The 26,277-nt window shown below is 62.6% G+C and carries 29 protein-coding genes and 1 tRNA gene; 22 read left to right on the top strand and 8 right to left on the bottom strand.

Annotated elements, in window-relative coordinates:
* Positions 1-215 precede the first annotated feature (215 nt).
* On the bottom strand, positions 216-473 hold the full coding sequence (locus ACWTU7_RS18645) for a hypothetical protein (protein WP_455839483.1): 258 nt from the start codon (positions 471-473) through the stop codon (positions 216-218).
* On the opposite strand from ACWTU7_RS18645, the gene ACWTU7_RS18640 reads away from it, so the two are divergent.
* The 8 genes from ACWTU7_RS18640 to ACWTU7_RS18605 all read left to right on the top strand — a co-directional run bounded on the left by ACWTU7_RS18640 (position 468) and on the right by ACWTU7_RS18605 (position 7,198).
* Positions 468-728: a DUF6678 family protein gene (locus ACWTU7_RS18640; RefSeq protein WP_455839482.1), complete on the top strand. Its 261-nt coding sequence runs from the start codon at positions 468-470 to the stop codon at positions 726-728. The genes ACWTU7_RS18645 and ACWTU7_RS18640 overlap by 6 nt on opposite strands.
* Before the next feature lie 195 nt (positions 729-923).
* Positions 924-1,184 carry a hypothetical protein gene (locus ACWTU7_RS18635; RefSeq protein ID WP_455839481.1) on the top strand — a complete coding sequence of 87 codons (261 nt, stop codon included), beginning with the start codon at positions 924-926 and terminating at the stop codon, positions 1,182-1,184.
* 286 nt (positions 1,185-1,470) lie between these two features.
* Entirely contained in the window at positions 1,471-2,064 is a 594-nt protein-coding gene (locus tag ACWTU7_RS18630) for a hypothetical protein (protein WP_455839480.1), read from the top strand.
* Complete coding sequence (locus ACWTU7_RS18625; protein ID WP_455839479.1) at positions 2,064-4,517, top strand: hypothetical protein; 2,454 nt, start codon at positions 2,064-2,066, stop codon at positions 4,515-4,517. The genes ACWTU7_RS18630 and ACWTU7_RS18625 overlap by 1 nt, the downstream gene beginning before the upstream one ends.
* Positions 4,518-4,723: 206 nt before the next feature.
* Positions 4,724-5,170 (top strand): hypothetical protein, encoded by a 447-nt coding sequence (locus ACWTU7_RS18620; protein WP_455839478.1) that lies wholly within the window; start codon positions 4,724-4,726, stop codon positions 5,168-5,170.
* Positions 5,171-5,172: 2 nt separating this feature from the next.
* A complete protein-coding gene (locus tag ACWTU7_RS18615) occupies positions 5,173-5,664 on the top strand; it encodes a hypothetical protein (protein ID WP_455839477.1) in 492 nt (163 codons plus the stop codon).
* On the top strand, positions 5,664-6,545 hold the full coding sequence (locus tag ACWTU7_RS18610; RefSeq protein ID WP_455839476.1) for a hypothetical protein: 882 nt from the start codon (positions 5,664-5,666) through the stop codon (positions 6,543-6,545). The genes ACWTU7_RS18615 and ACWTU7_RS18610 overlap by 1 nt, the downstream gene beginning before the upstream one ends.
* Positions 6,546-6,844: 299 nt before the next feature.
* Entirely contained in the window at positions 6,845-7,198 is a 354-nt protein-coding gene (locus ACWTU7_RS18605) for a hypothetical protein (RefSeq protein WP_455839475.1), read from the top strand.
* 43 nt (positions 7,199-7,241) lie between these two features.
* On the opposite strand, the gene ACWTU7_RS18600 is transcribed toward ACWTU7_RS18605, so the two are convergent.
* Both ACWTU7_RS18600 and ACWTU7_RS18595 read right to left on the bottom strand, forming a co-directional pair.
* On the bottom strand, positions 7,242-7,412 hold the full coding sequence (locus ACWTU7_RS18600) for a hypothetical protein (protein WP_455839474.1): 171 nt from the start codon (positions 7,410-7,412) through the stop codon (positions 7,242-7,244).
* A gap of 578 nt (positions 7,413-7,990) precedes the next feature.
* Positions 7,991-8,080 (bottom strand) — tRNA-Ser (locus tag ACWTU7_RS18595).
* A 421-nt stretch (positions 8,081-8,501) separates the two neighbouring features.
* On the opposite strand from ACWTU7_RS18595, the gene ACWTU7_RS18590 reads away from it, so the two are divergent.
* The 3 genes from ACWTU7_RS18590 to ACWTU7_RS18580 all read left to right on the top strand — a co-directional run bounded on the left by ACWTU7_RS18590 (position 8,502) and on the right by ACWTU7_RS18580 (position 10,728).
* Complete coding sequence (locus ACWTU7_RS18590) at positions 8,502-8,819, top strand: hypothetical protein (protein ID WP_455839473.1); 318 nt, start codon at positions 8,502-8,504, stop codon at positions 8,817-8,819.
* A gap of 48 nt (positions 8,820-8,867) precedes the next feature.
* Positions 8,868-9,530, top strand: coding sequence for a peptide-methionine (S)-S-oxide reductase MsrA (gene msrA, locus ACWTU7_RS18585; RefSeq protein ID WP_455839472.1), 663 nt, complete (start codon positions 8,868-8,870; stop codon positions 9,528-9,530).
* Positions 9,531-9,738: 208 nt separating this feature from the next.
* Entirely contained in the window at positions 9,739-10,728 is a 990-nt protein-coding gene (locus tag ACWTU7_RS18580; protein ID WP_029348105.1) for a BMP family lipoprotein, read from the top strand.
* A 68-nt stretch (positions 10,729-10,796) separates the two neighbouring features.
* Here ACWTU7_RS18580 and ACWTU7_RS18575 read toward each other — a convergent pair whose 3' ends face one another.
* On the bottom strand, positions 10,797-11,006 hold the full coding sequence (locus ACWTU7_RS18575; RefSeq protein ID WP_287092740.1) for a SlyX family protein: 210 nt from the start codon (positions 11,004-11,006) through the stop codon (positions 10,797-10,799).
* Between the two features lie 315 nt (positions 11,007-11,321).
* Between ACWTU7_RS18575 and ACWTU7_RS18570 the strand changes: the two genes are divergently transcribed.
* The 6 genes from ACWTU7_RS18570 to deoA all read left to right on the top strand — a co-directional run bounded on the left by ACWTU7_RS18570 (position 11,322) and on the right by deoA (position 17,662).
* Positions 11,322-12,854, top strand: coding sequence for an ABC transporter ATP-binding protein (locus ACWTU7_RS18570; protein ID WP_455839471.1), 1,533 nt, complete (start codon positions 11,322-11,324; stop codon positions 12,852-12,854).
* Entirely contained in the window at positions 12,851-13,990 is a 1,140-nt protein-coding gene (locus tag ACWTU7_RS18565) for an ABC transporter permease (protein WP_127210482.1), read from the top strand. Before ACWTU7_RS18570 ends, ACWTU7_RS18565 begins: the two co-directional genes overlap by 4 nt.
* 1 nt (position 13,991) lies before the next feature.
* The gene (locus ACWTU7_RS18560) at positions 13,992-14,963 is read left to right on the top strand and encodes an ABC transporter permease (RefSeq protein WP_029348098.1); all 972 of its coding nucleotides are present in this window, start codon (positions 13,992-13,994) and stop codon (positions 14,961-14,963) included.
* A gap of 121 nt (positions 14,964-15,084) precedes the next feature.
* Positions 15,085-15,477, top strand: a complete 393-nt coding sequence (gene cdd, locus ACWTU7_RS18555; protein ID WP_029348097.1) for a cytidine deaminase — start codon at positions 15,085-15,087, stop codon at positions 15,475-15,477.
* 47 nt (positions 15,478-15,524) lie between these two features.
* Complete coding sequence (locus ACWTU7_RS18550; protein ID WP_095520853.1) at positions 15,525-16,343, top strand: purine-nucleoside phosphorylase; 819 nt, start codon at positions 15,525-15,527, stop codon at positions 16,341-16,343.
* Complete coding sequence (gene deoA / locus ACWTU7_RS18545) at positions 16,343-17,662, top strand: thymidine phosphorylase (RefSeq protein ID WP_455839470.1); 1,320 nt, start codon at positions 16,343-16,345, stop codon at positions 17,660-17,662. The genes ACWTU7_RS18550 and deoA overlap by 1 nt, the downstream gene beginning before the upstream one ends.
* 78 nt (positions 17,663-17,740) lie before the next feature.
* Here deoA and ACWTU7_RS18540 read toward each other — a convergent pair whose 3' ends face one another.
* The 3 genes from ACWTU7_RS18540 to ACWTU7_RS18530 all read right to left on the bottom strand — a co-directional run bounded on the left by ACWTU7_RS18540 (position 17,741) and on the right by ACWTU7_RS18530 (position 20,120).
* Entirely contained in the window at positions 17,741-18,304 is a 564-nt protein-coding gene (locus ACWTU7_RS18540; protein WP_455839469.1) for a TIGR02281 family clan AA aspartic protease, read from the bottom strand.
* Between the two features lie 107 nt (positions 18,305-18,411).
* Positions 18,412-19,041 (bottom strand): uracil phosphoribosyltransferase, encoded by a 630-nt coding sequence (gene upp, locus ACWTU7_RS18535; RefSeq protein WP_029348092.1) that lies wholly within the window; start codon positions 19,039-19,041, stop codon positions 18,412-18,414.
* Positions 19,042-19,145: 104 nt separating this feature from the next.
* Positions 19,146-20,120: an adenosine deaminase gene (locus ACWTU7_RS18530; RefSeq protein ID WP_455839468.1), complete on the bottom strand. Its 975-nt coding sequence runs from the start codon at positions 20,118-20,120 to the stop codon at positions 19,146-19,148.
* A gap of 144 nt (positions 20,121-20,264) precedes the next feature.
* Between ACWTU7_RS18530 and ubiE the strand changes: the two genes are divergently transcribed.
* From ubiE to coaBC, 5 genes are all read left to right on the top strand, one after another.
* Complete coding sequence (gene ubiE / locus ACWTU7_RS18525; RefSeq protein WP_065011427.1) at positions 20,265-21,041, top strand: bifunctional demethylmenaquinone methyltransferase/2-methoxy-6-polyprenyl-1,4-benzoquinol methylase UbiE; 777 nt, start codon at positions 20,265-20,267, stop codon at positions 21,039-21,041.
* A 13-nt stretch (positions 21,042-21,054) separates the two neighbouring features.
* The gene (gene ubiB / locus ACWTU7_RS18520) at positions 21,055-22,629 is read left to right on the top strand and encodes a 2-polyprenylphenol 6-hydroxylase (RefSeq protein ID WP_287092737.1); all 1,575 of its coding nucleotides are present in this window, start codon (positions 21,055-21,057) and stop codon (positions 22,627-22,629) included.
* 75 nt (positions 22,630-22,704) lie between these two features.
* The gene (locus ACWTU7_RS18515) at positions 22,705-22,965 is read left to right on the top strand and encodes a FitA-like ribbon-helix-helix domain-containing protein (protein ID WP_029348087.1); all 261 of its coding nucleotides are present in this window, start codon (positions 22,705-22,707) and stop codon (positions 22,963-22,965) included.
* Positions 22,962-23,369, top strand: coding sequence for a type II toxin-antitoxin system VapC family toxin (locus tag ACWTU7_RS18510; protein ID WP_455839467.1), 408 nt, complete (start codon positions 22,962-22,964; stop codon positions 23,367-23,369). Before ACWTU7_RS18515 ends, ACWTU7_RS18510 begins: the two co-directional genes overlap by 4 nt.
* 26 nt (positions 23,370-23,395) lie before the next feature.
* Positions 23,396-24,613, top strand: a complete 1,218-nt coding sequence (coaBC, locus tag ACWTU7_RS18505) for a bifunctional phosphopantothenoylcysteine decarboxylase/phosphopantothenate--cysteine ligase CoaBC (RefSeq protein ID WP_455839599.1) — start codon at positions 23,396-23,398, stop codon at positions 24,611-24,613.
* Here coaBC and ACWTU7_RS18500 read toward each other — a convergent pair.
* Positions 24,610-26,046: an MFS transporter gene (locus tag ACWTU7_RS18500; RefSeq protein ID WP_455839466.1), complete on the bottom strand. Its 1,437-nt coding sequence runs from the start codon at positions 26,044-26,046 to the stop codon at positions 24,610-24,612. The two genes, coaBC and ACWTU7_RS18500, sit on opposite strands and share 4 nt — an antisense overlap.
* Positions 26,047-26,277 lie beyond the last annotated feature (231 nt).

Below are 26,277 nucleotides of genomic sequence, written 5' to 3'. Positions count from 1 at the left end.
AAGATAGCAACACACCAACCCGAAGCCAACCAATAAGCGCGAGAAAAGGACCGTATTGCTATCCGTTCCTCCAAGAATTACCAAAAAAATGAAAGCAAATACACTGAATATGCCAACAAAAAACCCATAAATGCGCTCTCTGCTTAGCGCGGAAGATCTAAGGAGAAAAAACATCTTTACTCCTCGTTTCGGAGTCGGGATGGCCAATGCAGTTGCTAAATTAGAGTAGTCTTATTACGTTTCCCAAGAATATTCCTGGGAAACGCGATCCACATGCTGAAGCCGCAGCCGCGCGGGGCCTCAGCCTGCCCAGCATTGATACGCACAACATCAACAATGCCATGCGTGGCGTCCGACACCATGAAATTCCCCACCGCTTCTGGGTTCGCGGCGATCATCGCCGCGATGCCCTCCGCAACAACCTGGTAACATACCCGTAATTTCGGCCCGCGTACCAGGTCAAATACGTGCATGCTGATGCACCTGAGCCTGTCGAACTTCAGTACGCACCCACATACTTCGGCGACTGGGCAAGCACCCCCGAATCAAGCCTTGGCCTGCACATCGAGTGGGTAAAGATCGCACCCCGCTACAGTTTGGTAAGCCCAGTGATACAGGATTGCTCAAGCGAACTGATTGCACTACTCACACGGCTCCGCCTTCCATTTATCGAACAGGGTGGCTTCGTCGTGCTTTATGGACATGGCTCGGCGTCGACCTCGATTTGATCTCGGCCATCTCACATTAATAGTTCACGGCCTAGGTCGCCAATGTGGCGAATCCCAAGTTCACCCGCTGCGCTGCACCAGAGTGAAACAAGACTTGGAGCTCGCAACATATTCATGTTGCACTTTAATCAATCGCCGTCACCAAATGGTTACAGAAATGGGCGATGCTGCTTTGTCTTGGCAAGGAAGATAACCATGAACATGACATACAAGGCAGTTCAGGGAGTGCTCCGAAAAGCGGGCATTGTCATAAGCAAAAAGGGCGAAGTTCACCGCATAAACTTCTTCAGCGGTCTGGAAAACACCGCCTACTATACGACAAGTCTTCAGGAGGCCCTGGACCGGGGTTTGGCGATGGCGAGAGGTGCCGGAAGGCTGCAAGCAAGCGCCGTTACCAAGTCGGCCGAAACAGCGGCGGCTCTCGACAAGCGCACGCTTCGGCTGATGCCGCAGTAATTCAGGCCACAACTCATCGCCGCGTTGCGCGGCGATATCGTGAAACTGCAATAGCCACAATATTACGTCTTTTCCTCGCTCGAACGGGCACAGGGGAGGGATAACGCCGCGACGCTACCCGCTTCCTGACGGGTGGTGGTTGGCCCCCGTGTGACGGGTTCCACGCACGAGACGTGCGAACGTTTTTCTCAAGCAAAAAATCGCCAAATCCTCAGCCGCTACGAAGCGGCTTTTGCAGTGGGCCCATGCCTGCTTTTTCCGATCCACACAGACGGAGCCTAAAATCATGGCCATCACCCCGCGCGACATCGCCAACATGGCGCTTGGCGTCCTCGACGAGGCGCCGATCGACAGCCTTGATCAGGACGTGAAACCGGCCCGCCTGCTCAATCTGCATTTCGACCTGACCCGCGAGGCAGAGCTGACGAAACACGCCTGGGTGTTCGCAATCCTGGCGGCCGCCGTCGCCGGGTCCGATACCGGCAGTGGCGCGGGCACGCTGAACTTTGCCTATGAATTGCCGGTGGACTGCCTGCGGCCTTTGCCGCTGACCGATAATGGCGAGCCGGATGGCGTGCCGATCGCGTGGCGCCAGGAGGCCGGGCTGATCTATTGCGATCGGTCGGGGCCGCGTCTCATTCGCTACGTCGCCAACCTCACCGATCCGAACGACTGGGACGCGCTGTTCACCGAAGTGCTGGTTGCAGCGCTCGCCATCAAGATCGCGCATCCGCTGACCCACAAGGCGGGCATGATCGACATCGCCCGCGGTGCCTATGACCGGGCGCTCGACGCGGCATTCCAGTCCAACGCCATCCAGCGTGGCGGCAGGCTTTCAACGTCGTCCTGGGCGATCCAGCGCGGCGGGTTTGTGCGCTGATGACGACGCTCTATCCAGTCCAGGACACATTCGTTCGTGGCGAGATCTCGCCGCGGCTACACGCCCGCGCGTCGGTCGATCTTTATCGGGCGGCGCTTTCCAAATGCGAAAACTTCGTCACGTTGCCGCATGGCGGCATCCGCAAGCGCGGCGGGACATACTTCGTTGGCGAGGTGAAGACTTCGGCCAAGAGGACGCGCGGCATACCGTTCATCTTCTCGGCAGATCAGGCCTACATGCTTGAATTCGGCGATCTCTACGTCCGCGTCTATGCCTATGGCGCGCGGGTCGGCACGGTGGAAGTGGCGACACCCTATCTCGAAGCCGATCTGTTCAACCTGCAGTTCGTCCAATCCGCCGACCAGATGTGGATCACCCACAGGGACTACCTTCCGCAGGTTCTCACCCGCACGGCGCACACCATATGGACGCTGGCCGAGTTCGTCTTTCTCGACGGCCCCTATGACGACATCAACACAACTGCGACCACCATGGCGCCTGCCGAGACCGGCGCCGTCCATCCTCTTATAACCAGCAACACCGCTCCAAGCGGCACTGCTGCCGACAGCAGCGGGTCCGCCGACGCCTACAAGGTGTTTGACCGGGACAATGGGTCAAACCTTTCGTTCGGCACGACGACCGGCTTCTTGTCCTATGACTTCGCCGGTACAGCGACCAAGGTTTGTGACGGCTACTGGCTTCGGGCAAACTCCACTGGTGGTACAAAGGCACCCATCGCCTGGGATTTCCAGGGCTTCGACGGCACGAACTGGATCTCGCTTGACAGCCGGACAGCGGAAACCGGGTGGTCGCGCAGCGAAGTGCGCTTCTTCGAGTTTCAGAACGAGACTGCCTACCAGTCCTATCGGTTGAATATCTCAGGCTCGGAGGACGACGCCAATCTTACGATCGCGGAAACGGGATGGCATGAGGATGGCGATACACAGACGCCATTCGATCTCACGGCGTCCTCGATCGTCGGCATCAATGACGGCACCGGTTTCCAGACCAGCGATGTTGGCCGTACCATTCGTTTGCTCGGCTCGGATGCTGTCTGGCGCTGGGCGCGTATCACGAGCCGCACCAGCGCTACTGTGGTCAAAGTCAGGTTGTATGGGCATGCGCTTCCCAATCTCAGCCCGATCGCCCGCTGGCGTCTCGGCACCTTCGTTCCCGGCAAGTACGTCGAGAGCGGTTCGCTGTACGAGGAGCGGTTAGCCTTCAGCCGAAAATTCTCCGTCTACGCATCCGCAACCGGCGACTTCGACAATTTCGCACTCGGGGAAAAGGACGACGATGCTCTTGAATTTATCCAGGCCGGCGGCGGGCAGGCCAATGACATTACGTGGATCTCCGATTCGGATGGTGCCCTGCTGATCGGAACGCTTGGCGGGGTCCGCGCTCTATCGGGTTCCGGCATCGACGAAGCGCTGACCCCTTCTTCCTTCAAGAACCGTCGGTCCCGCACGTTTGGCTGCGCCAAGGTCCGTCCGGTGGATGCCGGGCAGTCGTTCCTTTACGTGACGCGCTCCCGCAAGTCGATCGCCGAACTTGCCCAGAGCGCCACCGGCCGCTTCACGTCGGATGATGTCGGACAGATTTCCGAGCACATTCCAAAAAAGGGTGTCGTTGAACTGGCGTTCCAGACCGATCCCGATCCGCTGCTGTGGTTCCCGCTGGATAACGGAGAACTTGGCGGCTACACGCACCAGCCTTCGCAGGAAGTCCGCGGCATGCACCGGCATCGCATCGCCGGCTCGTTCTCAGGTTCGGCATGGGGCTTCGTTGAAAGCGCCGTGGTCACGCCGGGACAGGACGGCAATGATGATCTCTGGCTGTTCGTCAAGCGCACCATCGGCGGAGTGACCAAGCGCACTATCGAAATCAAGACCATTCCGTTCGAATATGGCGAGATCGCCGACGCGTTCGAAGTCGATTGCGGCCTGACCTACACCGGCGCGGCAGTTACAACAGTGGGCGGCGCAATACATCTCGCCGGCCTGATTGTGGACGTGCTTGCGGACGGGAAGGTCTACCGCGGCCTGACAGTCAGCGGTGCCGGCAATGTCACACTCCCGGTTGGTTCGCCCGCCGCTGCCAAATGGCATGTCGGGCTTCCATACGAGGCCGGCGCCGACACGCTTGAGCTTGATGTCGGCGGCAAGGACGGATCGGTTGTCGGACGCCGAAAGAAGGTGACGGCGGTGATCCTGTCCCTGCTGGAGACCGACACGACCGGGCTCGAAATCACGTCGTTGATGCGCGGCCGGTGGGAGCCGGTTCGTATCCCCTCGATCGTTTCGCCCAATGGTATGGCCAATCTGTTCACCGGCAATGTCGAGGTGCCGATCGAGGACAGCTGGGAAGGCCAGGGCAGAGTGAAGATCCGCCACACCAACCCGACACCCTGCACCATCCGGGCGTTCACGCCGGTGTTCGATGCCGAGCCGTAGTTGAAACTGCCGATCTCCCCTTGGGGGGAGATGTCGCCGAAGGCGACAGAGGGGGTCGGCACGTCCTGACGCAGCCTCCTATCGCGGTCAGAGGATGGCGGCGCTTCACGCGAGACGACCCCCTCTGGCCTGCCGGCTATCTCCCCCTCTCGGGGGGAGATCAGCGGCATCGCCGTTTTCCATCACCCTCCTAAAAGGACCCTCCTGTGACCCCAATCCCCGATGACAAGCGCCGCGCCGCCGCCGCGCAAAGTGAAGCCTGCGTCGACATCGCAGCACTTGCCGACGAGATCAGCGCAAACGCCGCTTCCCTCGACGAGCGCTGGCGCATGGCCCAGTGGCTGATAGAACAGCTGCGCCAGCAATTGTTCGACGCCGATGCCTTGCGCCGCGCCGTCGCCACCGCCAACAGCCAGTTCGACGCCGCCGGCGTTGCCGACCTGAAGATCAACCTGACTGCCATCCGGCGCGCCGCCATAGCCGGGCGGCGAGCGGCAGCACCCGCTCGTCTGAGCGCGGCGGCGATCCAGGCCGACAAGATGCTTCTGTCCCTCCTCAGCCCCGGCGGCGCGCTCGACCCGCGCCCGGCGCTCGGCGCGCCGGTTGGAGGCATCACGGGCAGATTTTCGCTTCGTGGCCGAGGCCGCGGCTGACCATGTGCACACTTGCCCTTATCGGCACGGCTCTCTCGGTCGGCGGCGCGCTGGTCGAGGGCCAGCAGTCGAGGCAGATGGCCGACTATCAGGCCAAGGCCTATGAACTGCAGGCGCGGGCCGACGCGCAAGCCGCGGCCTTCGAACAGGGCCAGGAGCGCCACAAGCAGGATCTTCTGCAAGCGCAGGCGCGCGCCCAGGCCGGCGCCTCGGGCGTCGGCATATCAGGCTCGCCGACCGAGGTGCTGGCCGCCAATGCAAGGCAGGGCCAGCTCGACATCAAGGCGATCCAGTACGGCTCGCAGCTGCGCCAGAACAATCTCACCACGCAGGCCACCATCTCGCGCTTTTCCGGCAGGCAGGCGGTGGCCGCCTCGATCTTCAAGGCCGGCGGCAATCTCGTGTCGGGTCTTTCCGGCATCTACGACCCGAGCAAGGCCGTGACGTTCGGCAAGAGCGCCTTTCCGCCGGCGCCGGGCGGAGGGCTTTACTGATGGCGACCATCCCCCTCCAGCTTGCCCAGCGCCGGCTCGATACCGGCAATGTGGTTTCCTATCCCGGCGGCTCGCCGGTCGGCGCCGCCATGCAAGGCTTTGGCGACGAGCTTTCGGCTGTCGCCGAGCGCTTCCAGCAACAGAAGCAGCAGCAGGACGCCTTCGACGCCGAGGTCATCGGCCTCGAATTGAGCGGCCGGATCGCCCAGGCCGAAAACGAGGCGATCCGGAATGCGCCGGCCGACGGTCGCGGCCTGCATGACAGCATGTATGGCCAGGTCGATCCCCGCACCAACGGCGTCGTCAAGTCCGGCCTGTTCGACAAGATATTCGACAGCACGGTGCCGAAAGTGCCGGAGAGCGAACGCGCCGACTTCATCAGGAAAAAAGAGGCTTTAAGGCTGGCCGGCTCGGCACGCATGGCCGCACAACAATTTGCGCGCCGCCAGGACTATGAGCAGGCCGAATGGTCCAAGGCGCAGGACTCCTACACGAGCGCCATCGCGCAGAGCGATCCGGACGACACCGCAGCGTTCGAGGCGATCAGGCAGAGCGGGTTCGACTTCATCGCCAAGATGGGGAACCCGGCCACCAGGCAAGCGGCCGAAACTGCCTGGCGCAGCAACATGGCAAAAGCGCTCGCCCAGGCGATGATCGCCAAAGATCCGGGCCGCTCTGTTGAACAGCTTGGCGCCGAGCCTGCCCCGAAGGCCACCATCGGCGCGATCAACGGTGAAGCCACCGGCGCTGAAGGCGGCACCGATCTGTCGGCGAAAAACCCAAATTGGTCCGCTTCGGGCGACGACCGCCTGGCTGATCTCAGGCCCGACGATAAGGCTGCGCTCGCCCGGCTGGCCGGCGCCTCGGTGGCGCAAAACTGAGGTCCGCAACCAGGCGGCCGCGCTAGATTTTCTCTTTACCTGCCCTGTTGCATTGGGCGCAGGCTTTTTCATGGGAAAACCCAAAGTTCCTGAAATCGCCGTTGGCAATTGCACCCAGCCATGTGGTCGTTTCCAGGGCAATAAGAGCGACGGCGGCCTTTCTTACAACACAGGCTTGTGGTTCTGGATTTGAAATTCCCAAGCCCTGATACGATCATTGGAACGGAAATCCACCTGGCCCATCCACACTTTTCAGATGAAGGACTGGCTCTATCTTGTTGCGTTTAGACTCTTTTCCGATGCTAGCAAGGATCGTTTTTCTGATCACCCTGGCAGTCGTTCTCCTGCTCACTCTTCTGCCGGTGCGGTTCTTGCCGGATCTCGGCATGGCCGTCACGCTTCACGATGACAAGCTCCAACACGCCATCGCCTTCGCGGTGCTGGCGGCCCTGGGAAGCCTCGGCTGGCCGGGACACAAGGCAAGGCTGGTTGTTCTTCTCGCCTTTACCGGCGCGGCGATCGAGGTTCTTCAGGGCGCCCAACTGATAGGGCGCGATCTGGATGGGTTCGACTGGGTTGCCGACTGCGCCGGCATGGCGTTGGGGCTGACAATCGCCGGCTGGACAAAGAGGCGCGTTAGCGGATTGCCATAAAGCGGTTTTTGCGCGCCCCTTTTCTTTCAAGACAAGACCCCGGCTAAACCAGCCGCATCCCATCGATTGCACCTCCCGGCTCGTCCTCCAGTGCGCGCTGCTTTGTGAGGAATTCTGCTTGCTGTTTCTGCGCCTGTTCGAGCTTGTCATCGCGAGCCTTCAGCGTCTCCTCCAACTCGGCGACCTTGCGGTCGCGCTCGTCAAAATCGGCCAAGAGCAAAGTTTGGCCTTGCGAGCCTCATCGACAGCAATGTGAGCCCGCTCGATCCTAACCTTCTCGGCAACGAGACTTTCGACGCCCTCTCTCGCCAATGCGACCTCATGGCGTTGACGCTCGAGTTCTTCTTGTCTGAGGGCGATTGCTGCGTTCGTCTGAGCGATGCGCTGCTCGTACTCCTCTCGCGTTGCAGCGATTAGCGGCCCCGCGAGCGACTCGTTGAGCTTGATGTCCGTCTTGCAACTAGGGCAGGTGATCGTCGGCTCGTTGAAGAGCTTATCGCCGTGCAGAGTCTTGCTCACAGCTTGAACGGTCATTGGAATTCGCCGCGGAAGAATCGGTTTCCTTAAGGCAGTAGTTTAGCCGATGCTCGCTGCAGTGAACAGAACGAAAAGGGAACATTCGGGGCATTCCACCGAATTGAGCTGCTCAATAGAGCGCCGTGATAGCTTGTAAATTAGCGCGCTCAACTGTCCAACAACATCTACATCCACTTCAAAATGTGGGGTGCAATGAGGGCTTAGATGACTTTGATAGGGAAATTTGCAGGCGATTCAATGCACTAGCAATAGCGATGGCGGAGAGAGCGGGATTCGAACCCGCGTTACGGTTTCCCGTAAACACACTTTCCAGGCGTGCGCCTTCAACCACTCGGCCACCTCTCCGTCTTAGCATTTCACCGCGGCCGGTTTCGCCGCGCGGGTTGGGGAGATGCGTCTCCCTTCGGGGATTCCGGTCCGGAGCTCCGCACCGTGGGCGCCGTCAACCAGCGGACACCCTTTCCCCGCACCTGGGCCGTCAAAGCAACAGGCGCGGGGCTCATCTAGTCGATCCGGTGCCGAATGCCAAGACATAACGGCACTCTATTCGCTTTGTCGGACAGGGATGCTCTGTCCATGTCACCAGTGCTGCCTTGGCAGCCGATCGCCGCGATCGGCGGCGGTGACTTTGCCGACTGGCGCCTCAGTGGCGCAACCGGCGGCGTGGGTTCACTTCGCGTGTCGCGATTGCGGATAAAGCGGGCAGATCCTATTTATCAGGCCGATACAGACATTTCTGATAAGCTTCCGGGGAGGTAAGGTCTGGATGTTCCGCTTCGTCTTCCGTCTCGCGGCACTGGTCGCGCTTTCGGTTTCCGTCATCATGGCGGTGATCGACGCGACACGCTCGGTGGCGGCCTCCGCGCTGGTCATGACCCCGCTCAACACGAGCTGGCTGGCCGTCTCGCCGGATACGCGAAGCACCTTCGAAAGCTTCGTCCGCGACAAGCTTGGCCCGCTGCTATGGGACGGCGCCATCGCCTGGGTGCTCAACCAGCCCGGCTTCGCCGTGTTCGCAGTGCTTGCCTTCATTCTCTACATCATCGGCTACAGGCGGGAGCGGCCGACCGGGCGGTTCGCCTAGACGTGATAGCTTTCCAGCGCCCCAAACAAAGAGAAAGGGAGACCGCACATGATTCTCAGCGACATGCTGAACAAGAAGCTCAATCTGCCGAAGCCTGCCGAGGCGCTGCCGGGCCGCGCCAAGCCTATCCCGACGGCATCCAAGCACTTCGTCTCGAAGCGGCCGCTCAAGGGGCCGTATCCCGAGGGGCTGGAGACGGCGATGTTCGGGCTGGGCTGCTTCTGGGGCGCCGAACGCCTGTTCTGGCAGGTCGATGGTGTCTGGGTCACGGCCGTCGGCTATGCGGGTGGCGTTACCCCCAACCCGACCTACCAGGAAACTTGCACCGGCCTTACGGGCCATGCCGAAGTCGTGCTCGTCGTTTACGACCCGAAGATCGTGTCCTATGCACAGCTTCTGAAGCTGTTCTGGGAAAGCCACGACCCGACGCAGGGCATGCGCCAGGGCAACGATGTCGGCACCACCTACCGCTCGGCGATCTACACGTTTGGCGATGCGCAGCACCAGGCGGCGATCTCATCGCATGACGCTTATGAGGCCTCGTTGCGCGGCGCCGGCCGCGGCAGGATCACCACCGAGATTGCTCCGGCGCCGGAGTTCTATTTCGCCGAGGAAGACCACCAGCAATATCTGGCGAAGAATCCCTACGGCTATTGCAATCTGCAGGGCACCGGCGTCACCTGCGCCATCCCGGCTGCCGTCTCGGCTTGAGGCCTTTGGCGAGACGATGATCCGTGGCGCCGGGATACGGCGCCACGCTTTTCCAAAGGTCAAAATTCCGCGTGAATTTTGTTTCGGGCCGTGCCAGATTGGCCCGAAGCGGGAGGAAGACACTCCTGTCTGATGTCGCATGCCTGCCGGAGAACCGGGCAGGCAGGCGGTGCATAACGGAAAAAATAACCGACAGGGTGTGGATCACATGAAACGTATCGTTCTCGGCCTCCTGGCCGCAACTGCGATGGTTCTTCCGGCCTTCGCCGCGGACATTCAGCCAGCACTTCTCTATGATCTCGGCGGCAAGTTCGACAAGTCATTCAACGAAGCGTCCTACAATGGCGCCGAAAAGTTCAAGGCCGAAACCGGCATCGCCTATGTGGAATTCGAGGTCAGCAACGCGACCCAGCGCGAGCAGGCACTGCGCCGTTTCGCCGAGGACGGCCGCAATCCCATCGCCATGGCGGGCTTCTCCTGGGCAGATGCGCTGGAGAAGATCGCCGTCGAGTTTCCCGAGACCAAGTTCGCCATCATCGACATGGTCGTCGACAAGCCCAATGTCCGCTCCGTCGTCTATAAGGAGCAGGAAGGCTCCTATCTCGTCGGGGTGATGGCGGCGATGGCCTCGAAGACCAAAAAGGTCGGCTTCATCGGCGGCATGGACATTCCGCTGATCCGCAGATTCGGCTGCGGCTATGTCGGCGGCGCCAAAGCGGCCGGCGCGACCGATGTGATCCAGAACATGACCGGCGACACGCCGGCAGCCTGGAACGATCCGGCCAAAGGGGGCGAGATCGCCAAGACGCAGATCGACCAGGGCGCCGACGTGATCTACGCGGCGGCAGGCGGAACCGGTGTCGGCGTGCTGCAGGCGGCAGCCGACGCCGGCAAGCTCGGCATCGGCGTCGATTCCAACCAGAACGGCCTGCAGCCCGGCAAGGTGCTGACCTCCATGGTCAAGCGCGTCGACGTCGCCGTCTACAACACCTTCATGGACGCCAAAAACGACAAGTTCACCGGCGGCATCAACGATCTCGGCCTCAAGGAAGGCGGCGTCGACTACGCTATGGACGACAACAACAAGGCGCTTGTCGACGACGCGATGAAGGCGGCGGTCGAAAAGGCCAAGGCCGACATCATCGCCGGTACTATCAAGGTGCACGACTACATGTCGGACAATGCCTGCCCCTATTGATCGTGAGATTGCCGATCTGATCGAAACCGCCGGGTGAAAGCCCGGCGGTTTTGCTTTTCTCAGTATGCTCACCAATGCGGCGGCTTGGTCACCGGCACGTCGGGTGCGGCCTGTTCCTCCAGCGCCAGGAAGCGGTCGGTCAGCGCATCGAGCTTGCGCTGCATGCGCTCGATCACCTTCCACTGCTCGGCGATCTGGCCGGACAGTTCCTCGATGATCTTCTCCTGCTCGGCGGCGCGGATTTCCAGCGTCGTCAGCCGGTCGGAGGGCATGGTCATCTGAAAAACCTCGGTTTCTTGCTGCGCAACTCTCAAGAGATGCGAATTTCGGGATTCGCCACATTAGAGCGATATGCGTCCAATTGGACGCCGAAAATACGCTCTAAGCCTTAAAGTCTTCGCGTCGTGCTGCTGAAAATCCAACCCGATTTTCAGGCCGATGCGATAGCGTTGTGAGGCCGCGGCCACGTTCGAAATTGACAAGCGGGCGGTGATTTGTCGAGAGTGAACGCTGCTCCGGCCAATTGGCACAGACGGGGCGTCATGCTAGGCGTTTTGACCAAGCGATAAAAAAATAAGAGTGGGACAGGCTGCATGGCGCAAGCCGCAATCGAGTTGATCGGCATCAACAAGAGTTTTGGCGCCGTGCGCGCCAACCGCGACATCAATCTGGAGATCGTGCGCGGCACCATCCACGGCATTGTCGGTGAGAATGGCGCCGGCAAGTCGACGCTGATGTCGATCCTCTATGGCTTCTACCAGGCCGACAGCGGCGAGACCCGCGTCGGCGGCCAGCCGGCGTCGATCAAGACGCCAAACGACGCCATCGCGCTCGGCATCGGCATGGTGCATCAGCATTTCATGCTGGTCGACAATTTCACGGTGCTGGAAAACGTCATTCTCGGCGCCGAAAGCGATGCCCTGCTGAAGAGGAGCATCACCAAGGCGCGGTCGGAGCTGGAACGGCTCGAGCGCGAATACGGGCTGGAGGTCGATCCCGACGCGATCATCGAGGAGTTGCCGGTTGGCCTGCAGCAGCGTGTCGAAATCCTCAAGGCGCTGTATCGCGGCGCCGAAATCCTGATCCTCGACGAGCCGACGGGCGTGCTGACGCCTGCAGAAGCTGACCATCTGTTCCGGATTCTCAAGCAGTTGAAGGAGCAGGGCAAAACGATCGTGCTGATCACGCACAAGCTGCGCGAAATCATGGCGATCACCGACACGGTCTCGGTCATGCGCCAAGGCACGATGGTGGCGACTAGGGAGACCAAGAAGACCACAGTCGAGGAACTGGCCGAGCTGATGGTCGGGCGCCGCGTGCTGCTCAGGGTCGAGAAGGGCGAGGCGGAAGCCGGCGGCGTCAAGCTCGCGGTGAAGAACCTGACAGTGAAGGATTCCCGCGGCGTCACCATGGTCGACGACATCTCCTTCGATGTGCGCGCCGGCGAGATCGTCGGCATCGCCGGCGTCGCCGGTAACGGGCAATCCGAAATGCTCGAGGCGATTTCCGGCATCAGGCGCGCCGTCTCGGGCTCCGTCATGCTCGACGGCAAGCCGATCGATCTCACCGGGGCCGCCGATCCCGGCGAGCTGCGCGACCGCGGTCTCGCCCATGTGCCGGAAGACCGTCATCATGTCGGGCTGGTGCTGGCCTTCGAGGAGAACGAGAATTCGATCCTCGGCTATCACGACGACGAACGATATCTGAAGGGGCCGTTCCTCGACATCGACGCGATCCGCAACGACGCCAGGGACAAGATTACTAAATACGACATCCGTCCGGCGGATTGCCGGCTCAAGACCGCCAATTTCTCCGGCGGCAATCAGCAAAAGATCGTGCTGGCCCGGGAGATGGAGCAGGATCCGGGCGTGCTGATCGTCGGTCAGCCGACGCGCGGCGTGGATGTCGGCGCCATCGAATTCATCCATAAGCGGCTCATCGCCATGCGCGACCAGGGCAAGGCGGTGCTGGTGGTGTCGGTCGAGCTCGACGAGATCCGCTCGCTGTCCGACCGCATCCTGGTGATGTTTGCCGGCCGCATCGTCGGCGAGCGCGGACCGGAGGCGACCGAAGGCGAGCTCGGCCTGCTGATGGCCGGCGTCGAGCGCCAGGAGGCGGCGGAATGAGCGCGCCTTACGCCAAGCTGCCGGCCTGGGCCGATTACGGGCTGATCCCGGTAATCAATCTCGCCGTTGCCTTCGTCGTCGCCGGCTTCGTCGTGCTTTTGGTTGGCGAAAATCCGTTCCGCGCTGCCGCCGTCCTGGTCGAGGGCGCCTTCGGCCGCGGGCAAGGCATTGCGTTTACGCTTTTCTACGCCACCACCTTCATCTTCAGCGGGCTGTCGGTGGCGGTTGCGGCGCATTGCGGCCTGTTCAACATCGGTGGCGAGGGCCAGGGTTATATCGCCGGTCTCGGCATCGGCATCGTCTGCCTGGCCTTCGACAGCGTGCTGCCCTGGTGGCTCACCTTCCCGCTGGCGATCATCGCCGCCGCGGCGATGGGGGCGCTGTGGGCGCTTATCCCGGCCTATCTGCAGGCCAAGCGCGGTTCGCACATCGTCATCACCACCATCATGTTCAATTTCATCGCTGCCAGCGTCATGGTCTACGCACTGGTCGGATTCTTGAAGCCGGCCAATTCGATGGCGCCGCAGACACGCACCTTCCTCGACGGCGCGCAACTGCCGAAGCTCAACTGGGTCATCGAATTGTTCGGCGCCAAGATCCGTTCGGCGCCGTTCAACATCAGCTTCCTGCTGGCGCTGGCCATGGCCTTTCTGGTCTGGGTGCTGATCTGGCGCACCAGACTCGGCTACGAGATGCGCACCTACGGCCACAGCTCGAAAGCGGCGCGATATGCCGGCATTTCGGAGACCCGCATCATCATGGTCGCTATGATGATCTCGGGCGCGCTGGCCGGCATGATGGCGCTCAATCCGACGATGGGCGATCAGCACAATGTCGCGCTTGAATTCGTTTCCGGCGCCGGTTTCGTCGGCATCGCCGTGGCGCTGATGGGGCGCCTGCACCCGGTCGGCATCGTGCTGGCGGCAATCCTGTTTGGCATGCTCTACCAGGGTGGCGCCGAGCTCGCCTTCGAGATGCCGGCGATCAGCCGCGACATGATCGTCATCATTCAGGGCCTGGTCATCCTGTTCGCCGGCGCGCTCGAGCACATGTTCCGGCCCTATGTCCAGGCGCTGTTCGCCTCACTCAGCCCGAGATCTGTCGGCATGGAAGCGATCAAGGGGAAGGGTGCCTGAGATGGACATGTTCAACGCCATCATCCAGGTTCTGGACTCGACGATCCGCCTGTCGGTGCCCTTGCTGCTCGCATGCCTCGCCGGCCTCTATTCGGAGCGGGCCGGCATCTTCGACATCGGGCTCGAGGGCAAGATGCTGGTCGGCGCCTTCGCCGGTGCCGCCGCAGCCTCCGTCTTCCATTCCGCCTATATCGGCCTCGGCATGGCCATCCTCATCTCGGTCGCTTTCGCGCTGGTCCACGGGTTTGCCTCAATCACCCATCGCGGCAACCAGATCGTCTCCGGCGTGGCGATCAATTTTATCGCCGCCGGATCAACGATCATGCTCGGCCAGGCCTGGTTCCAGCAAGGAGGACGTACGCCGGCGCTTGCGCCCGACGAGCGGTTCGGGGCGATCATCTGGCCCGGCGCGGACGCGCTTAGGGGGGTGCCGATCCTCGGCCCGATATATTCGGAACTCATCTCCGGCCATTCCGTGCTGGTCTATGTCGCGTTCCTCGCCGTGCCGTTCACCTGGTGGGTGCTGTTCCGTACCCGCTTTGGCTTGCGCATGCGCGCGGTCGGTGAGAACCCGGCCGCGGTCGACACTGCTGGCATCTCGGTCGCCTGGCTGCGCTACCGGGCGCTGATCTGCACCGGCGTGCTCACCGGCATTGCCGGCGCCTACCTGTCGATGGTGCAGAATGGCGGCTTCGTGAAGGATATGACCGCCGGCAAGGGTTACATCGCGCTTGCCGCACTGATCTTCGCCAAATGGAAGCCGGTCAATGCCATGTTCGCCTGCCTGTTGTTCGGCTTCCTCGACGCGCTGTCGATCCGGCTGCAGGGCACGCCGCTGCCGCTGATCGGCAAAGTGCCGGTGCAACTCATGCAGGCGCTGCCCTATATCCTCACCGTCATCCTGCTCGCCGGCTTCATCGGCAAGGCGATCCCGCCGCGGGCCGGCGGCGTGCCCTATGTCAAAGAACGCTGAGCATGGCCGCGAAAAGTGGAAGCCGGTTTTCGGATCGGGCCATGCGAAAAAGGAAAATATGAGCATGACTTCGAAAAGTGGAACCCGTTTTTCGGACAAGATCATGCGAGGGAAAAACTAAATGTCGCATGATCTGTTCGAAGCGGCCAAGGCGGCCATGGCCAAGGCCTATGCGCCCTATTCGAAGTTTCCGGTCGGGGCGGCACTGCGCACCGAGGACGGCCGCGTCTTTACCGGCGCCAACATCGAGGTCGCGTCCTATCCGGAAGGCTGGTGCGCCGAAACCACCGCGCTCGGCCACTACATCATGGCCGGCGGCGGCAGGATAACGGAAATCGCGGTGATCGCCGAGCGCACGGCGAAATGCTCACCCTGCGGCGGCTGCCGGCAGCGGCTGGCCGAATTTTGCCGGCCGGAAACCAAACTCTATCTCTGCGACAGTGGCGGCGTGGTCGAGACCGTGACCATGGGCGACATGCTGCCCTACGGCTTCCAGGGCGACATGTTGAAATGAAGAGCTGGTTGAAATGAAGAGCTGGTTGAAATGAAGAGCTGGTTGAAATGAAGGAGGCGCTTGATCGTCTCGTCGAAAGGCTGGACGGGCTGGCGCCCGCAACCGCGCTGGTGCTGGGTTCGGGTCTTGGCGGGCTTGTCGAAGAGGTCGAGGACGCTGTCCGCATTTCCTATGCCGAATTGCCGGGCTTTCCCAGAAGCGGCGTTACCGGCCATGCCGGCGAGGTGGTGGCGGGACATTTCGCCGGCACACCAGTGTTGATGCTGTCCGGCCGCGCTCACTACTACGAGCACGGCAACGCGGCTGCGATGCGGCCGGCGCTGGAGGTGCTCGCCGGCCTCGGCATTTCGAACCTGATCCTCACCAACGCCGCTGGCTCGGTCGATCCGGACATGGGGCCAGGCTCGGTGATGCTGATCACCGACCACATCAATTTCTCGGGCTCCAACCCGCTAATCGGCGAGCCAAGCGACCGCCGCTTCGTCGGCCTGACCGAAGCCTATGATGCCGGCCTTCGCGCGGCGATCGAGACGGCGGCGAAGGCGACGGCTACCGCCCTGCACAAGGGCGTCTATATGTGGTTTTCCGGGCCATGCTTCGAGACACCCGCCGAGATCCGCATGGCGCGCGTCATGGGCGCCAACGCCGTCGGCATGTCGACCGTGCCGGAGGTCATTCTCGCCCGCTTCCTCGGCTTGCGGGTCGCCGCCTGCTCGGTCATCACCAACCTTGCAGCAGGGATGACCGGGGCGGAGCTTTCGCACCAGGAGACCAAGGACATGGCGCCGGTTGGCGGCGCGCGTCTGGCGACGATCCTCCAGCGTGTGTTCCAGGATGGCTTGCCGGAGCGTAAGGTCCCGGCCTGATGCTTCCCCAGGAAATCATCCGCAGCAAGCGCGACGGCCACAAGCTGTCGACGCAGGAGATCGCCAGCTTCATCGAAGGCGTGACCGCAGGCGCCGTCTCGGACGGGCAGGTCGGGGCCTTCGCCATGGCGGTGTTCTTCAACGGCATGAGCCGCGACGAGGCGGTGGCGCTGACGCTGGCCATGCGCGACTCCGGCGACGTGCTCGATTGGTCGAACCTGCCGGGCCCAGTCACCGACAAACATTCGACAGGCGGCGTCGGCGACAATGTCTCGCTGATGGTGGCGCCGATCGTCGCCGCCTGTGGCGCTTATGTGCCGATGATTTCCGGCCGTGGTCTCGGCCATACCGGCGGCACGCTGGACAAGATGGATGCCATCCCCGGCTATATCAGCCAGCCGGATGTGGCGGGCTTCCGCAAGGCGGTGCTCGAAGCCGGCTGCGCCATCATCGGCCAGACCGCCGATCTCGCGCCCGCCGACCGCCGGCTCTATGCGATCCGCGACGTGACGGGAACCGTCGAATCGGTGCCGCTGATCACCGCCTCGATCCTGTCGAAGAAGCTGGCCGCCGGCCTGCAGTCGCTGGTGCTCGACGTAAAGGTCGGCAACGGCGCCTTCATGGAAAAGTCGCGCGACGCAACAACGCTGGCGAACAGCCTGGTAGAAGTCGCCAATGGCGCAGGACTGAAGACCTCAGCACTGGTCACCGGCATGAACGAGCCGCTGGCGTCGGCAGCCGGCAACGCGGTCGAGGTGCGCAACGCCGTCGATTTTCTCACCGGCCGCTTCCGCGACCGGCGCCTGGAGGATGTGACGCTGGCTCTGGCCGCAGACATGCTGCAGTCTGCCGGGCTGGTGTCGTCCAACCAGGACGGCATGCGGCGCGCCGCCGAGACGCTTGCCGGCGGCGGTGCCGCCGCCGTCTTCGCGCGCATGGTGGCGGCGCTCGGCGGCCCCGCAGATTTCGTCGAGAATCCGGAAAAATACCTGCCGAAGGCGGCGACTGAATTTGCGGTCAAGGCGACCGAACACGGCTTCGTCACCGGCATCGCGACCCGCGACATCGGGCTCGCCGTCGTCGGGCTTGGCGGGGGGCGCATACGGCCGGACGACAGGATCGATCATGCGGTCGGCATCACCCGGCTGTTGCCGGTCGGCGCGGAGGTGCGCCCCGGTGAGGCGCTGGCGCTGGTCCATGCCCGCAATCCCGCGGATGCCGAAGCGGCCGCGGCCGCCGTGCTTTCGGCCTATGCGATCGGTGCTTCGAAGCCGCCTGCGGAAAAAACCGTCATCCGGCGGATCCTGCCGCGCGGGTGATCCGGTCAGCAAGGCTCTACCTTCTTGTTGGACGATGATCGTTCCGAGAACCGGTTTCCACTTTTCCGGGATCTTGCTTCACTGGACGAGCAGCAGCGCGCCGTTCTCGACCTGGTACTTTTCAAGCCGCTGGAGAAAGCTCAGACCGATCAGGTTGGTGCGCAGGGCCTTGTCGTCGAGCACCACCGCCTGGACGCCGTCGACCGTGATCTTGCCGATCTGCAGCCGATCGATGGTCACCAGGGCAGCCCTGATCGCGCCGTTGGCGGTGTTTACCTCGTGTTTGAAGTCGGACACGTTCAGCGAGATGCCAATCCTGCGCGCCGTCGAACTGTTGATGGCGACGAGCGTCGCGCCGGTGTCGATCATGCCGTCGACCGTTCGACCGTTGAGCCTGAACGCCGACGTGAAATGCCCGCGCACGTCAGCGGCGACCACGACCTTGCGGCCGAGCGGCCGCGGCGTCGCCGGTCTGTCCGGAATCGTGGCCAGGTTCAGATCCGTTTGCGTTTCGACTGTCGGCCTGGTCCCGACCGCCGATTTCAGCAGGCCATCGAGCATCTGCGGATTCGACTGATAGAGGATCGGGAACGACGCCGATGCTACGGCGAGCATGCCAAGGATGATAAGATTGCGCAGCATGGACCGGCCTTCGTGAAGGCCCATGCTTATCGCGACATGGTGTTTGCCGCTTTAACAGATGCGGAAAGCGGCCGTTTGCGTAAACGATCGGTAAACGAGTGGCACAGTCATTTGGTCCCGTACATGCGGTCGCCGGCGTCGCCGAGGCCCGGCATGATATAGCCCTTCTCGTTGAGCTGGCGGTCGATGGAAGCGGTGAAGACCGGAACATCGGGATGCGCCTTGATGAAGCGTTCCAGGCCCTCTGGCGCCGCCAGCAGGCAGAGGAAGCGGATGTTGGTGGCGCCGCGTCCTTTCAGCTTGTCGATCGCCGCGATCGCCGAATTGGCGGTCGCCAGCATCGGATCGACGACGATCACCAGCCGGTCGGCGAGATCGCTCGGCGCCTTGAAGAAATACTCGACCGCTTCCAGCGTTTCGTGGTCACGGTAGAGACCGATATGGGCGACGCGCGCCGCCGGCACCAGGTCGAGCAGGCCTTCGAGCAAGCCGTTGCCGGCGCGCAGCACCGAGGCGAAGACCAGCTTCTTGCCTTCCAGCGTCGGCGCTTCCATCGTCTCGATCGGCGTTTCGATCGTCGTCGTCGTCAGCTCGAGATTGCGAGTGACCTCGTAGCCGAGAAGCAGCGAGATCTCGCGCAGCAGCCGCCGGAAGCCGGCCGTCGAGGTTTCCTTCTTGCGCATGATGGTCAGCTTGTGCTGGACAAGCGGGTGGTCGACGACGGTGACGCCCTGCATGGTATTCTCCTGAAATCCCGGCTGCCTACGCGAACCCTAGCGACAATGCGCCGGCCAAGGAACCGCCTGCCGCCGCCGACCACAGCTTTTGCCGAAAAAGAGAGTTAGCGGGCGGCGCTGTTGAGGCGGGTGAGAAGCGCTGTCCTGGTCTTCTTGTCGACGAAGGCGGCCTCGATGGCGGTTCTGGTGACGGCGGCGAGCGCCTTGTCGTTCATCGAAAAATGCTCGGCGGCAATGTCGTATTCCCGCTTCAGCGACGTCCAGAAATAGGGCGGATCGTCGGAGTTTAGCGTCACCTTGCAGCCTGCCGCCTGCAGTGCCGGAAAAGGGTGATCGGCGAAACTGCCGAAGACCTTCAGCGCGACGTTGGAACTGGGACAGCATTCGAGTACGACGCCTTCGTCGGCGATGCGCCGGACAATGTCGGGGTTCTCGACGGCGCGCACGCCATGGCCGATGCGGGCGGGGCGGATGTGATCGAGTGCGGCCTCGACGCTCTCCCAGCCCATCAGTTCGCCGGCATGGACGGTGATGCCGAGGCCGGCCTCCCGCGCGATTTCGAAGGCCCTGAAATAATCCTCCAGATCGCCCATCCGCTCGTCGCCGGCGACGCCGAAGCCGGTGACCAGCGGATGCCCGCAGCGGGCCGCGAATCGCGCCGCCTGCTCGATCGATTCGACGCCGGTATTGCGCACCCCGGTGACGATCATGCGGCCCTCGATGCCGGTCTTGGCCTTGGCGCGCGCGATGCCTTCGCCGAGCGCGTCCGTATAGGCCTTGGGCGACAGGCCGGCCTTGCCGGCGTGTTCCGGCGAGGTGAAGATCTCGGAATAGATGGCGCCGTCGCGGGCGAGGCTGGTCAGGTAATGATCGGCCAGCCGGGCATAGTCCTCCTCCGTGCGGAACAGGTCGGAGGAGAAGTCATAGGCAGCGAGGAATGAGGTGAAATCGTGCCAGACGAAAGAGCCATTCTGAATGTAGCGCGAGGTGTCCTTGCCGTATTTCTGCGCCTGGCGGATGACGAGTTCGGGCGCCGCTGCCCCTTCGATATGGCAGTGCAGTTCCGCTTTCAAAGGCATGCAATCATCCCGTCAGGTCTCCAGCTCGTCGACATAAGTACGATTTCACGACCGAGAAGCGCGGCCGAACACCGCGCCTTAAACAATAGCGTCGGCACCATCGATCGGCTATGGTCCCGCCGGTTTTATGGCGGATCAAAAATAATGTCGGTTGAGAGAACCACGGCCGTTGGCGGCATGGAAACGTCCTATGGTTTCAAGCGTGTAGGGGCAGGCGAGAAGCAGTCCCTGGTCAATGACGTTTTCCACAAGGTCGCGAACCGCTACGATCTGATGAACGACCTGATGTCGGCCGGGCTGCACAGGCTGTGGAAGGACGCCATGGTCACATGGCTCAATCCACCGAAACGAGCGGGCTGGAGCGTTCTCGACGTTGCCGGCGGCACCGGCGACATCGCCTTCCGAATCGTCGAGGCGAGCGGCAGGAACGCCCATGCCACGGTTCTCGACATCAACGGCTCGATGCTCGCCGTCGGCCGCGACCGGGCCGAGAAAAAGGGCCTGACGGCAAACACCGATTTCGTCGAAGCCAATGCCGAGGAGCTGCCTTTCACTGAGGCCACATTCGACGCCTACACGATCGCTTTCGGCATTCGCAACGTGCCGCGCATCGATGTGGCGCTTGCGGAAGCCTATCGCGTGCTGAAGCCCGGCGGGCGCTTCCTCTGCCTCGAATTTTCCGAGGTCGACATGCCGCTGCTCGACAAGGCCTATGAGGCGTGGTCGTTCAACGCCATCCCCAGGATCGGCAAGGCGGTGACCGGCGACGGCGAGCCCTATTCCTACTTGGTCGAATCGATCCGCAAATTTCCCAATCAGCAGAATTTTGCGGCGATGATTTCCCGCGCCGGCTTCGACCGCGCTTCTTTTCGCAATTATTCCGGCGGCATAGCTGCGCTTCATTCGGGCTGGAAGCTTTGAGGCGAGCGCAGTCATGAGCAGTGTCGGCGCTGGTTTCAGGCTCGTGCGGGCCGGCTGGGTGCTAGTCCGCGAAGGCGTAGTCGCGGCGCTGCCGGGCGACGAGCTCTTCGGTCTGCCGAAACTCGGCTGGCGGATGGCGCGGCTGTTGACCCGCCGCCGCGCGCTTGCCTATGAGCGTGGCGACCGGCTGGCCAAGGCCGTCGTCCGGCTCGGCCCATCCTATGTCAAGCTCGGCCAGTTCCTGGCGACGCGGCCCGATGTCGTCGGCAACGACATAGCGCTCGATCTCGCCATGCTGCAGGACAAGATGCAGACCTTTCCGCAGGCCGAGGCCATAGCTGCGATAGAGGCTTCGCTCGGGCGCAAGGTCGGCGAGCTCTACGCCAGTTTCGGCGAGGCCGTCGCCGCCGCGTCGATCGCTCAGGTCCATATCGCCGAAACCCTGCAGGACGGCGTCGGTTCGCGGGTGGCGGTGAAGGTCATCCGGCCGGGCGTGCGACGCCGTTTCTTTCGCGATCTCGAAAGCTATTTCCTCGCCGCCCGTCTCCAGGAAAAATACATTCCGTCGTCGCGCCGGCTGCGTCCGGTCGAAGTGACCCAGACGCTGGCGCAGACCACCAAGATCGAAATGGATCTGCGGCTCGAGGCGGCAGCGCTTTCGGAACTCGGCGAGAACACCAAAGACGATCCCGGCTTTCGCGTCCCGTCCGTCGACTGGGAACGTACTGGCCGTGACGTACTGACCATGGAATGGGTCGACGGCATCAAGATGAACGACATTGCCGGCCTCGCTGCCGCCGGCCATGACCTGAAGGCGATCGCCGTCAACCTGGTCCAGTCGTTCCTGCGCCACACACTGCGTGACGGTTTCTTCCACGCCGACATGCACCCGGGTAACCTGTTCGTCGAGCCCGATGGCACCATCGTCGCTGTCGATCTCGGCATTGCCGGCCGGCTCGGCAAGAAGGAGCGCCGGTTCCTCGCCGAAATTCTCTACGGCTTCATCACCCGTGACTATCTGCGCGTCGCCGAAGTGCATTTCGAGGCCGGCTACGTGCCGCGCCAGCATAATGTCGCGGCATTCGGCCAGGCGATCCGGGCGATCGGCGAGCCGATCCACGACCAGCCAGCTGAAACCATCTCGATGGCCAAGCTCTTGGCGCTTCTGTTCGAGGTGACCGATCTCTTCGACATGGCGACGCGCTCCGAGCTGGTGCTGCTGCAGAAGACCATGGTGGTGGTCGAAGGCGTCGCCCGCACCCTCGACCCGGCCTTCAACATGTGGAAGACGTCCGAGCCGGTGGTCGGCGGCTGGATATCGGGCAATCTCGGCCCGCGTGCTCTGCTGGCCGACGCACGTGACGGCGCCAGCGCGCTGCTGGCGCTGGCCCGCCAGGCGCCCGACCTCGCCGCCCGCACCGAGCGGCTGTCGCGCGAGATCGATTTGATGGCCGAACACGGGCTGCGTTTCGATGAAAGGACGGCGCGCGCCATCGGCAAGGCCGAGGCGCGCTACACCCGCTCCGGCCGGCTGGCGCTGTGGGTGATCGCGCTGGCAATGGTCACCATTGCGTGGAAGCTGCTCTGAATGCAAGCAATGACAGCAGTGCTGTCATTGCAGTCATGCCGCTTATTGCCTATGTTAAGGGCAAGGAGCGTAGCCATGAGCACGATAACAATCCGCAATCTTGACGAAAGCGTAAAGCAGGTGCTTCGCGAGCGCGCTGCCGCGCGTGGCGTTTCGATGGAGCAGGAAGCGCGGGATGCCTTGCGTGAGGTGGCGATCCCGAAAACCAAGCTTGAGAATGGGGCGTGGCGGCTGAAGGCGTCACGTGAAGAAATTTTGGCGCTCGGACGGAAGTTGGAACGTCCTTTTGACCTCAAGGCGCTCACTGATCATATGTGGGACGAGGGACTTCTGTGACAGTCGCAGTCGATACGTCGGCATTGATCGCAATCATTGGCGCAGAGCCGGATGCGGCTGCGTTCGTCGATATTTTCGGAACCTCACCTGCTGCACTGATAAGCACTGCGACGCTGCTGGAGGCGCATTGTGTAGCGAGCCGATCAAGCGGTAGCGTCAACGCTAGCGAGTTCCAAATGCTTATCGACCGTCTTGAGTTGACAGTAGTTCCTTTTGATTTGGCGCAGCTTGAAGTCGCACGGCTTGCCTACTCTCGTTATGGTCGTGGATCTCGCCATCGTGCTGATCTCAACATGGGCGACTGCTTCGCCTACGCCTTGGCCAAGACGCGAAACCTCCCGCTGCTTTTCAAGGGCAATGATTTCATCCATACCGATATCGAACCGGCTCTGAGGCCGGCATGACATTGGACAAAGAGCTGGCCTCGGGCATGACCCTCTCCGGCAAGCGCATCCTGCTCATCATCGGCGGTGGCATCGCCGCCTACAAGGCGCTCGACCTAATCCGCCGGCTGCGTGAGCGGGGCGCCGCCGTGCGGGTGGTGATGACCGCTGCAGCGCAGGAATTCGTCACCACACTGTCGGCCGGGGCCCTCTCTGCCGACCACGTCTTCACCGAATTGTTCGACCGCAATGACGAACACGATGTCGGCCACATCCGCCTGTCGCGCGAGGCCGACCTTGTGGTCGTGGCGCCGGCCACCGCCGACCTGATGGCGAAGCTTGCCAACGGCCACGCCAACGATCTTGCCTCCACCGTGCTCATTGCGACCGACAAGCCGGTGCTGATGGCGCCCGCCATGAACCCGAAAATGTGGTCGCATCCGGCGACCCGGCGCAACCGAGCGACGTTGCAGAAGGACGCCGTCGCATTCGTCGGCCCGGCGAAGGGCGAGATGGCCGAGAGCAACGAGGCGGGCGAAGGCCGCATGGCCGAGCCGCTGGAGATCGTCGCCGCGATCGAGGCGCTGCTCGATATCAGTCCGAAGCCGCTCGCAGGCAGAAAGATCATCGTCACCTCAGGTCCGACGCATGAGCCGATCGACCCGGTGCGCTACATCGCCAATCGCTCGTCCGGCAAGCAGGGCCATGCCATCGCGGCGGCGCTGGCTAGGCTGGGCGCCGATGTGCACCTCGTCTCCGGTCCGGTCGGTATTGCCGATCCGGCTGACGTCACCACGCTGCATGTCGAAACCGCGAACCAGATGAGGGAAGCGGTCGAACAGCTGCTGCCGGCCGACGCGGCGGTGTTCGTCGCGGCGGTCGCCGACTGGCGCAGCGAGACTTCGGCCGGCGAGAAGATCAAGAAGGTGGCGGGCGAGGGGCCGCCGGCGCTGCAGATGATCGAAAACCCTGATATTCTTGCCGGTGTCGGTCATCACAGGAAGCGGCCCAGCCTGGTCGTCGGCTTTGCCGCCGAGACGCAGGATCTGGTCAGGAACGCCGAGGCCAAGCTCAGGAAGAAGGGCGCCGATTTCATCGTCGCCAACGACGTGTCCCCCGAAAGCGGGGTGATGGGCGGCGATCGCAACCGAGTGCGGATTGTCTCGAAGGCCGGTGTCGAGGAATGGCCTGAGATGAGCAAGGACGAGGTGGCGACGCGGCTCGCCGCCTTGATCGCCGAACGGCTTAAGACGATTACTGTCTAGCTCGTCGCTTCCTGTGGCCGGGCTGCCGGTCCCGAGATCCTGAGGGCGGCGAGGCATCCCAGAATCCCGAGTGGCACGAAGGCGAGAAACAGCCAGGTGGCGACATTTGCCGCCGCCTCACGGTTCAGGCCTTCGGAAAAACCGCTGGCATTGGCGACGATGCCGGTCAGTGCGGCACCCACCGCATAGCCAATGCGCTGCATGGTCGGCACGGCGGCGGAGGCGATCGTCTGCTCACCATCCCTAGCCGATGCCACGATCACGCGTGTGACGAAGGGCCAGGCAATGCCGAAGCCGCCGCCCTGCAGCAAGGCGCAAAACAGGATCAGCGGAATCGAACCCGCCGGCACGGCGTAGGCGAAGCCGGCGATGCCGGCCGCTATCATCAGTGCGCCGCCGGTGATGATCAGCCTCTCGCGTTCCGGCGGCGCATTGGCGACGAGGATCGACAGGATCGACCAGGCGATCGATTCGGCGGCGATGATATAGCCGGTGGTCAGGATCGGAATGCCGTGCAGGCTGGTCAGAAGCAGCGGCCCGTAGACGGCGAAGGAACAGGTCGCCACCGAAAAGGCGGCGACCATGGTCATGCCTGCGCCGAGCGGCGTGCGCCATGAGAACAGCCGCGACGGAAACAGCCGCGAGCCCGGCTTCAGCGCGTCGATGAGGATGAACAGCGCAAGCCCGATCAGTCCGAGGACCAGCAGTAGAGAGGAACGCAGCAGGGCAATGTCGACCCCAGCCGTGGCAATCAGCACGACGCTGACGGCCAAGCAGCCGAGCGAGGCAAAGGGGAAGGGCGGCGCCGTTCCAGTGATCGCCTGTGGCCTGGTTGCCTCAGGCGTGTCGAGCACGATAAAGCTCGCCAGCGCCATGGCCGTGCCGCCGACCGTGAAGACGCCGAAAGCCCAACGCCAGGAGAGCAGCTCGGTCATCAACGCACCGAGCACCGGTCCGCTGAAGGCGGCGACGCCCCAGATCGCCGACATGACGCCGAAAAGCTGCGGCCAGATGGCACGTGGAAACAGTCGCTCGACCGAGACGAAGGCCAGCGACACCAGCGCGCCGCCGCCAAAACCCTCGATCAAGCGCCCGGCCAGGAACAGCGGCATGGAGGGCGCGATGGCGCAGACCAGGGCGCCGGCGGCATAGAGCAGGGCGGCGACTATCATGTTGGTGCGCAGCGCGACATAGCACACCAGCCGTCCGGCGGCAGCGCCTGCGACGATGGCGCCGAGCTCGTAGATCGCCAGCGACCAGCCGACAAGCTGAACGCCGGCGAGTTCGCCGACCATAGCTGGCATCACCGTTGCCACCATGGTTTCGTTGGTGGCGTGCAGCAGGATGCCGAGGCTGATGAAGCAGAAGCGCGCCAGATCGCCGCTCGCCCACAGCGCGCGCCAGTCGACCCTGTTTGTGCTGGTTTCCGTCACCCCGCCCTCCTAAACTTCCTTATACGCCGATTAAAAATGGTGGAGCGCTCTTCGATTCCAACAAGCACGCGGCGCTTCGGGGGCGGGTTGTAAAACCTCAACCGCAGTTGAGTTCAAGCGGTTTTTGCGGGTGCGCCGAGATGCTGGCGGGAAGTCAGGGTGATCGAAGATTGGCGATCATGGCGTCAGCGATGATCATCCTTGGCATGGCGGTTTTCCAAAAATCATGCG

It is taken from the genome of Mesorhizobium sp. BHscii (assembly GCF_053848065.1).
This window is presented reverse-complemented; position numbering and strand designations above follow the sequence as displayed.

Bases quoted from the DNA above. Each gene is read 5' to 3' on its own strand.
- ACWTU7_RS18560 (WP_029348098.1), top strand. From the start codon at position 13,992: ATGGACATGTTCAACGCCATCATCCAGGTTCTGGACTCGACGATCCGC.
- ACWTU7_RS18550 (WP_095520853.1), top strand. From the start codon at position 15,525: ATGAAGGAGGCGCTTGATCGTCTCGTCGAAAGGCTGGACGGGCTGGCG.
- ACWTU7_RS18645 (WP_455839483.1), bottom strand. From the start codon at position 473: ATGCACGTATTTGACCTGGTACGCGGGCCGAAATTACGGGTATGTTAC.
- msrA (WP_455839472.1), top strand. From the start codon at position 8,868: ATGATTCTCAGCGACATGCTGAACAAGAAGCTCAATCTGCCGAAGCCT.
- ACWTU7_RS18615 (WP_455839477.1), top strand. From the start codon at position 5,173: ATGTGCACACTTGCCCTTATCGGCACGGCTCTCTCGGTCGGCGGCGCG.
- upp (WP_029348092.1), bottom strand. From the start codon at position 19,041: ATGCAGGGCGTCACCGTCGTCGACCACCCGCTTGTCCAGCACAAGCTG.
- ACWTU7_RS18635 (WP_455839481.1), top strand. From the start codon at position 924: ATGAACATGACATACAAGGCAGTTCAGGGAGTGCTCCGAAAAGCGGGC.
- ACWTU7_RS18540 (WP_455839469.1), bottom strand. From the start codon at position 18,304: ATGCTGCGCAATCTTATCATCCTTGGCATGCTCGCCGTAGCATCGGCG.
- ACWTU7_RS18580 (WP_029348105.1), top strand. From the start codon at position 9,739: ATGAAACGTATCGTTCTCGGCCTCCTGGCCGCAACTGCGATGGTTCTT.
- ubiB (WP_287092737.1), top strand. From the start codon at position 21,055: ATGAGCAGTGTCGGCGCTGGTTTCAGGCTCGTGCGGGCCGGCTGGGTG.
- ACWTU7_RS18575 (WP_287092740.1), bottom strand. From the start codon at position 11,006: ATGACCATGCCCTCCGACCGGCTGACGACGCTGGAAATCCGCGCCGCC.
- cdd (WP_029348097.1), top strand. From the start codon at position 15,085: ATGTCGCATGATCTGTTCGAAGCGGCCAAGGCGGCCATGGCCAAGGCC.
- ACWTU7_RS18565 (WP_127210482.1), top strand. From the start codon at position 12,851: ATGAGCGCGCCTTACGCCAAGCTGCCGGCCTGGGCCGATTACGGGCTG.
- ACWTU7_RS18630 (WP_455839480.1), top strand. From the start codon at position 1,471: ATGGCCATCACCCCGCGCGACATCGCCAACATGGCGCTTGGCGTCCTC.
- ACWTU7_RS18625 (WP_455839479.1), top strand. From the start codon at position 2,064: ATGACGACGCTCTATCCAGTCCAGGACACATTCGTTCGTGGCGAGATC.
- ubiE (WP_065011427.1), top strand. From the start codon at position 20,265: ATGTCGGTTGAGAGAACCACGGCCGTTGGCGGCATGGAAACGTCCTAT.
- ACWTU7_RS18590 (WP_455839473.1), top strand. From the start codon at position 8,502: ATGTTCCGCTTCGTCTTCCGTCTCGCGGCACTGGTCGCGCTTTCGGTT.
- ACWTU7_RS18530 (WP_455839468.1), bottom strand. From the start codon at position 20,120: ATGCCTTTGAAAGCGGAACTGCACTGCCATATCGAAGGGGCAGCGGCG.
- ACWTU7_RS18605 (WP_455839475.1), top strand. From the start codon at position 6,845: ATGCTAGCAAGGATCGTTTTTCTGATCACCCTGGCAGTCGTTCTCCTG.
- coaBC (WP_455839599.1), top strand. From the start codon at position 23,396: ATGACCCTCTCCGGCAAGCGCATCCTGCTCATCATCGGCGGTGGCATC.
- ACWTU7_RS18515 (WP_029348087.1), top strand. From the start codon at position 22,705: ATGAGCACGATAACAATCCGCAATCTTGACGAAAGCGTAAAGCAGGTG.
- ACWTU7_RS18610 (WP_455839476.1), top strand. From the start codon at position 5,664: ATGGCGACCATCCCCCTCCAGCTTGCCCAGCGCCGGCTCGATACCGGC.
- deoA (WP_455839470.1), top strand. From the start codon at position 16,343: ATGCTTCCCCAGGAAATCATCCGCAGCAAGCGCGACGGCCACAAGCTG.
- ACWTU7_RS18570 (WP_455839471.1), top strand. From the start codon at position 11,322: ATGGCGCAAGCCGCAATCGAGTTGATCGGCATCAACAAGAGTTTTGGC.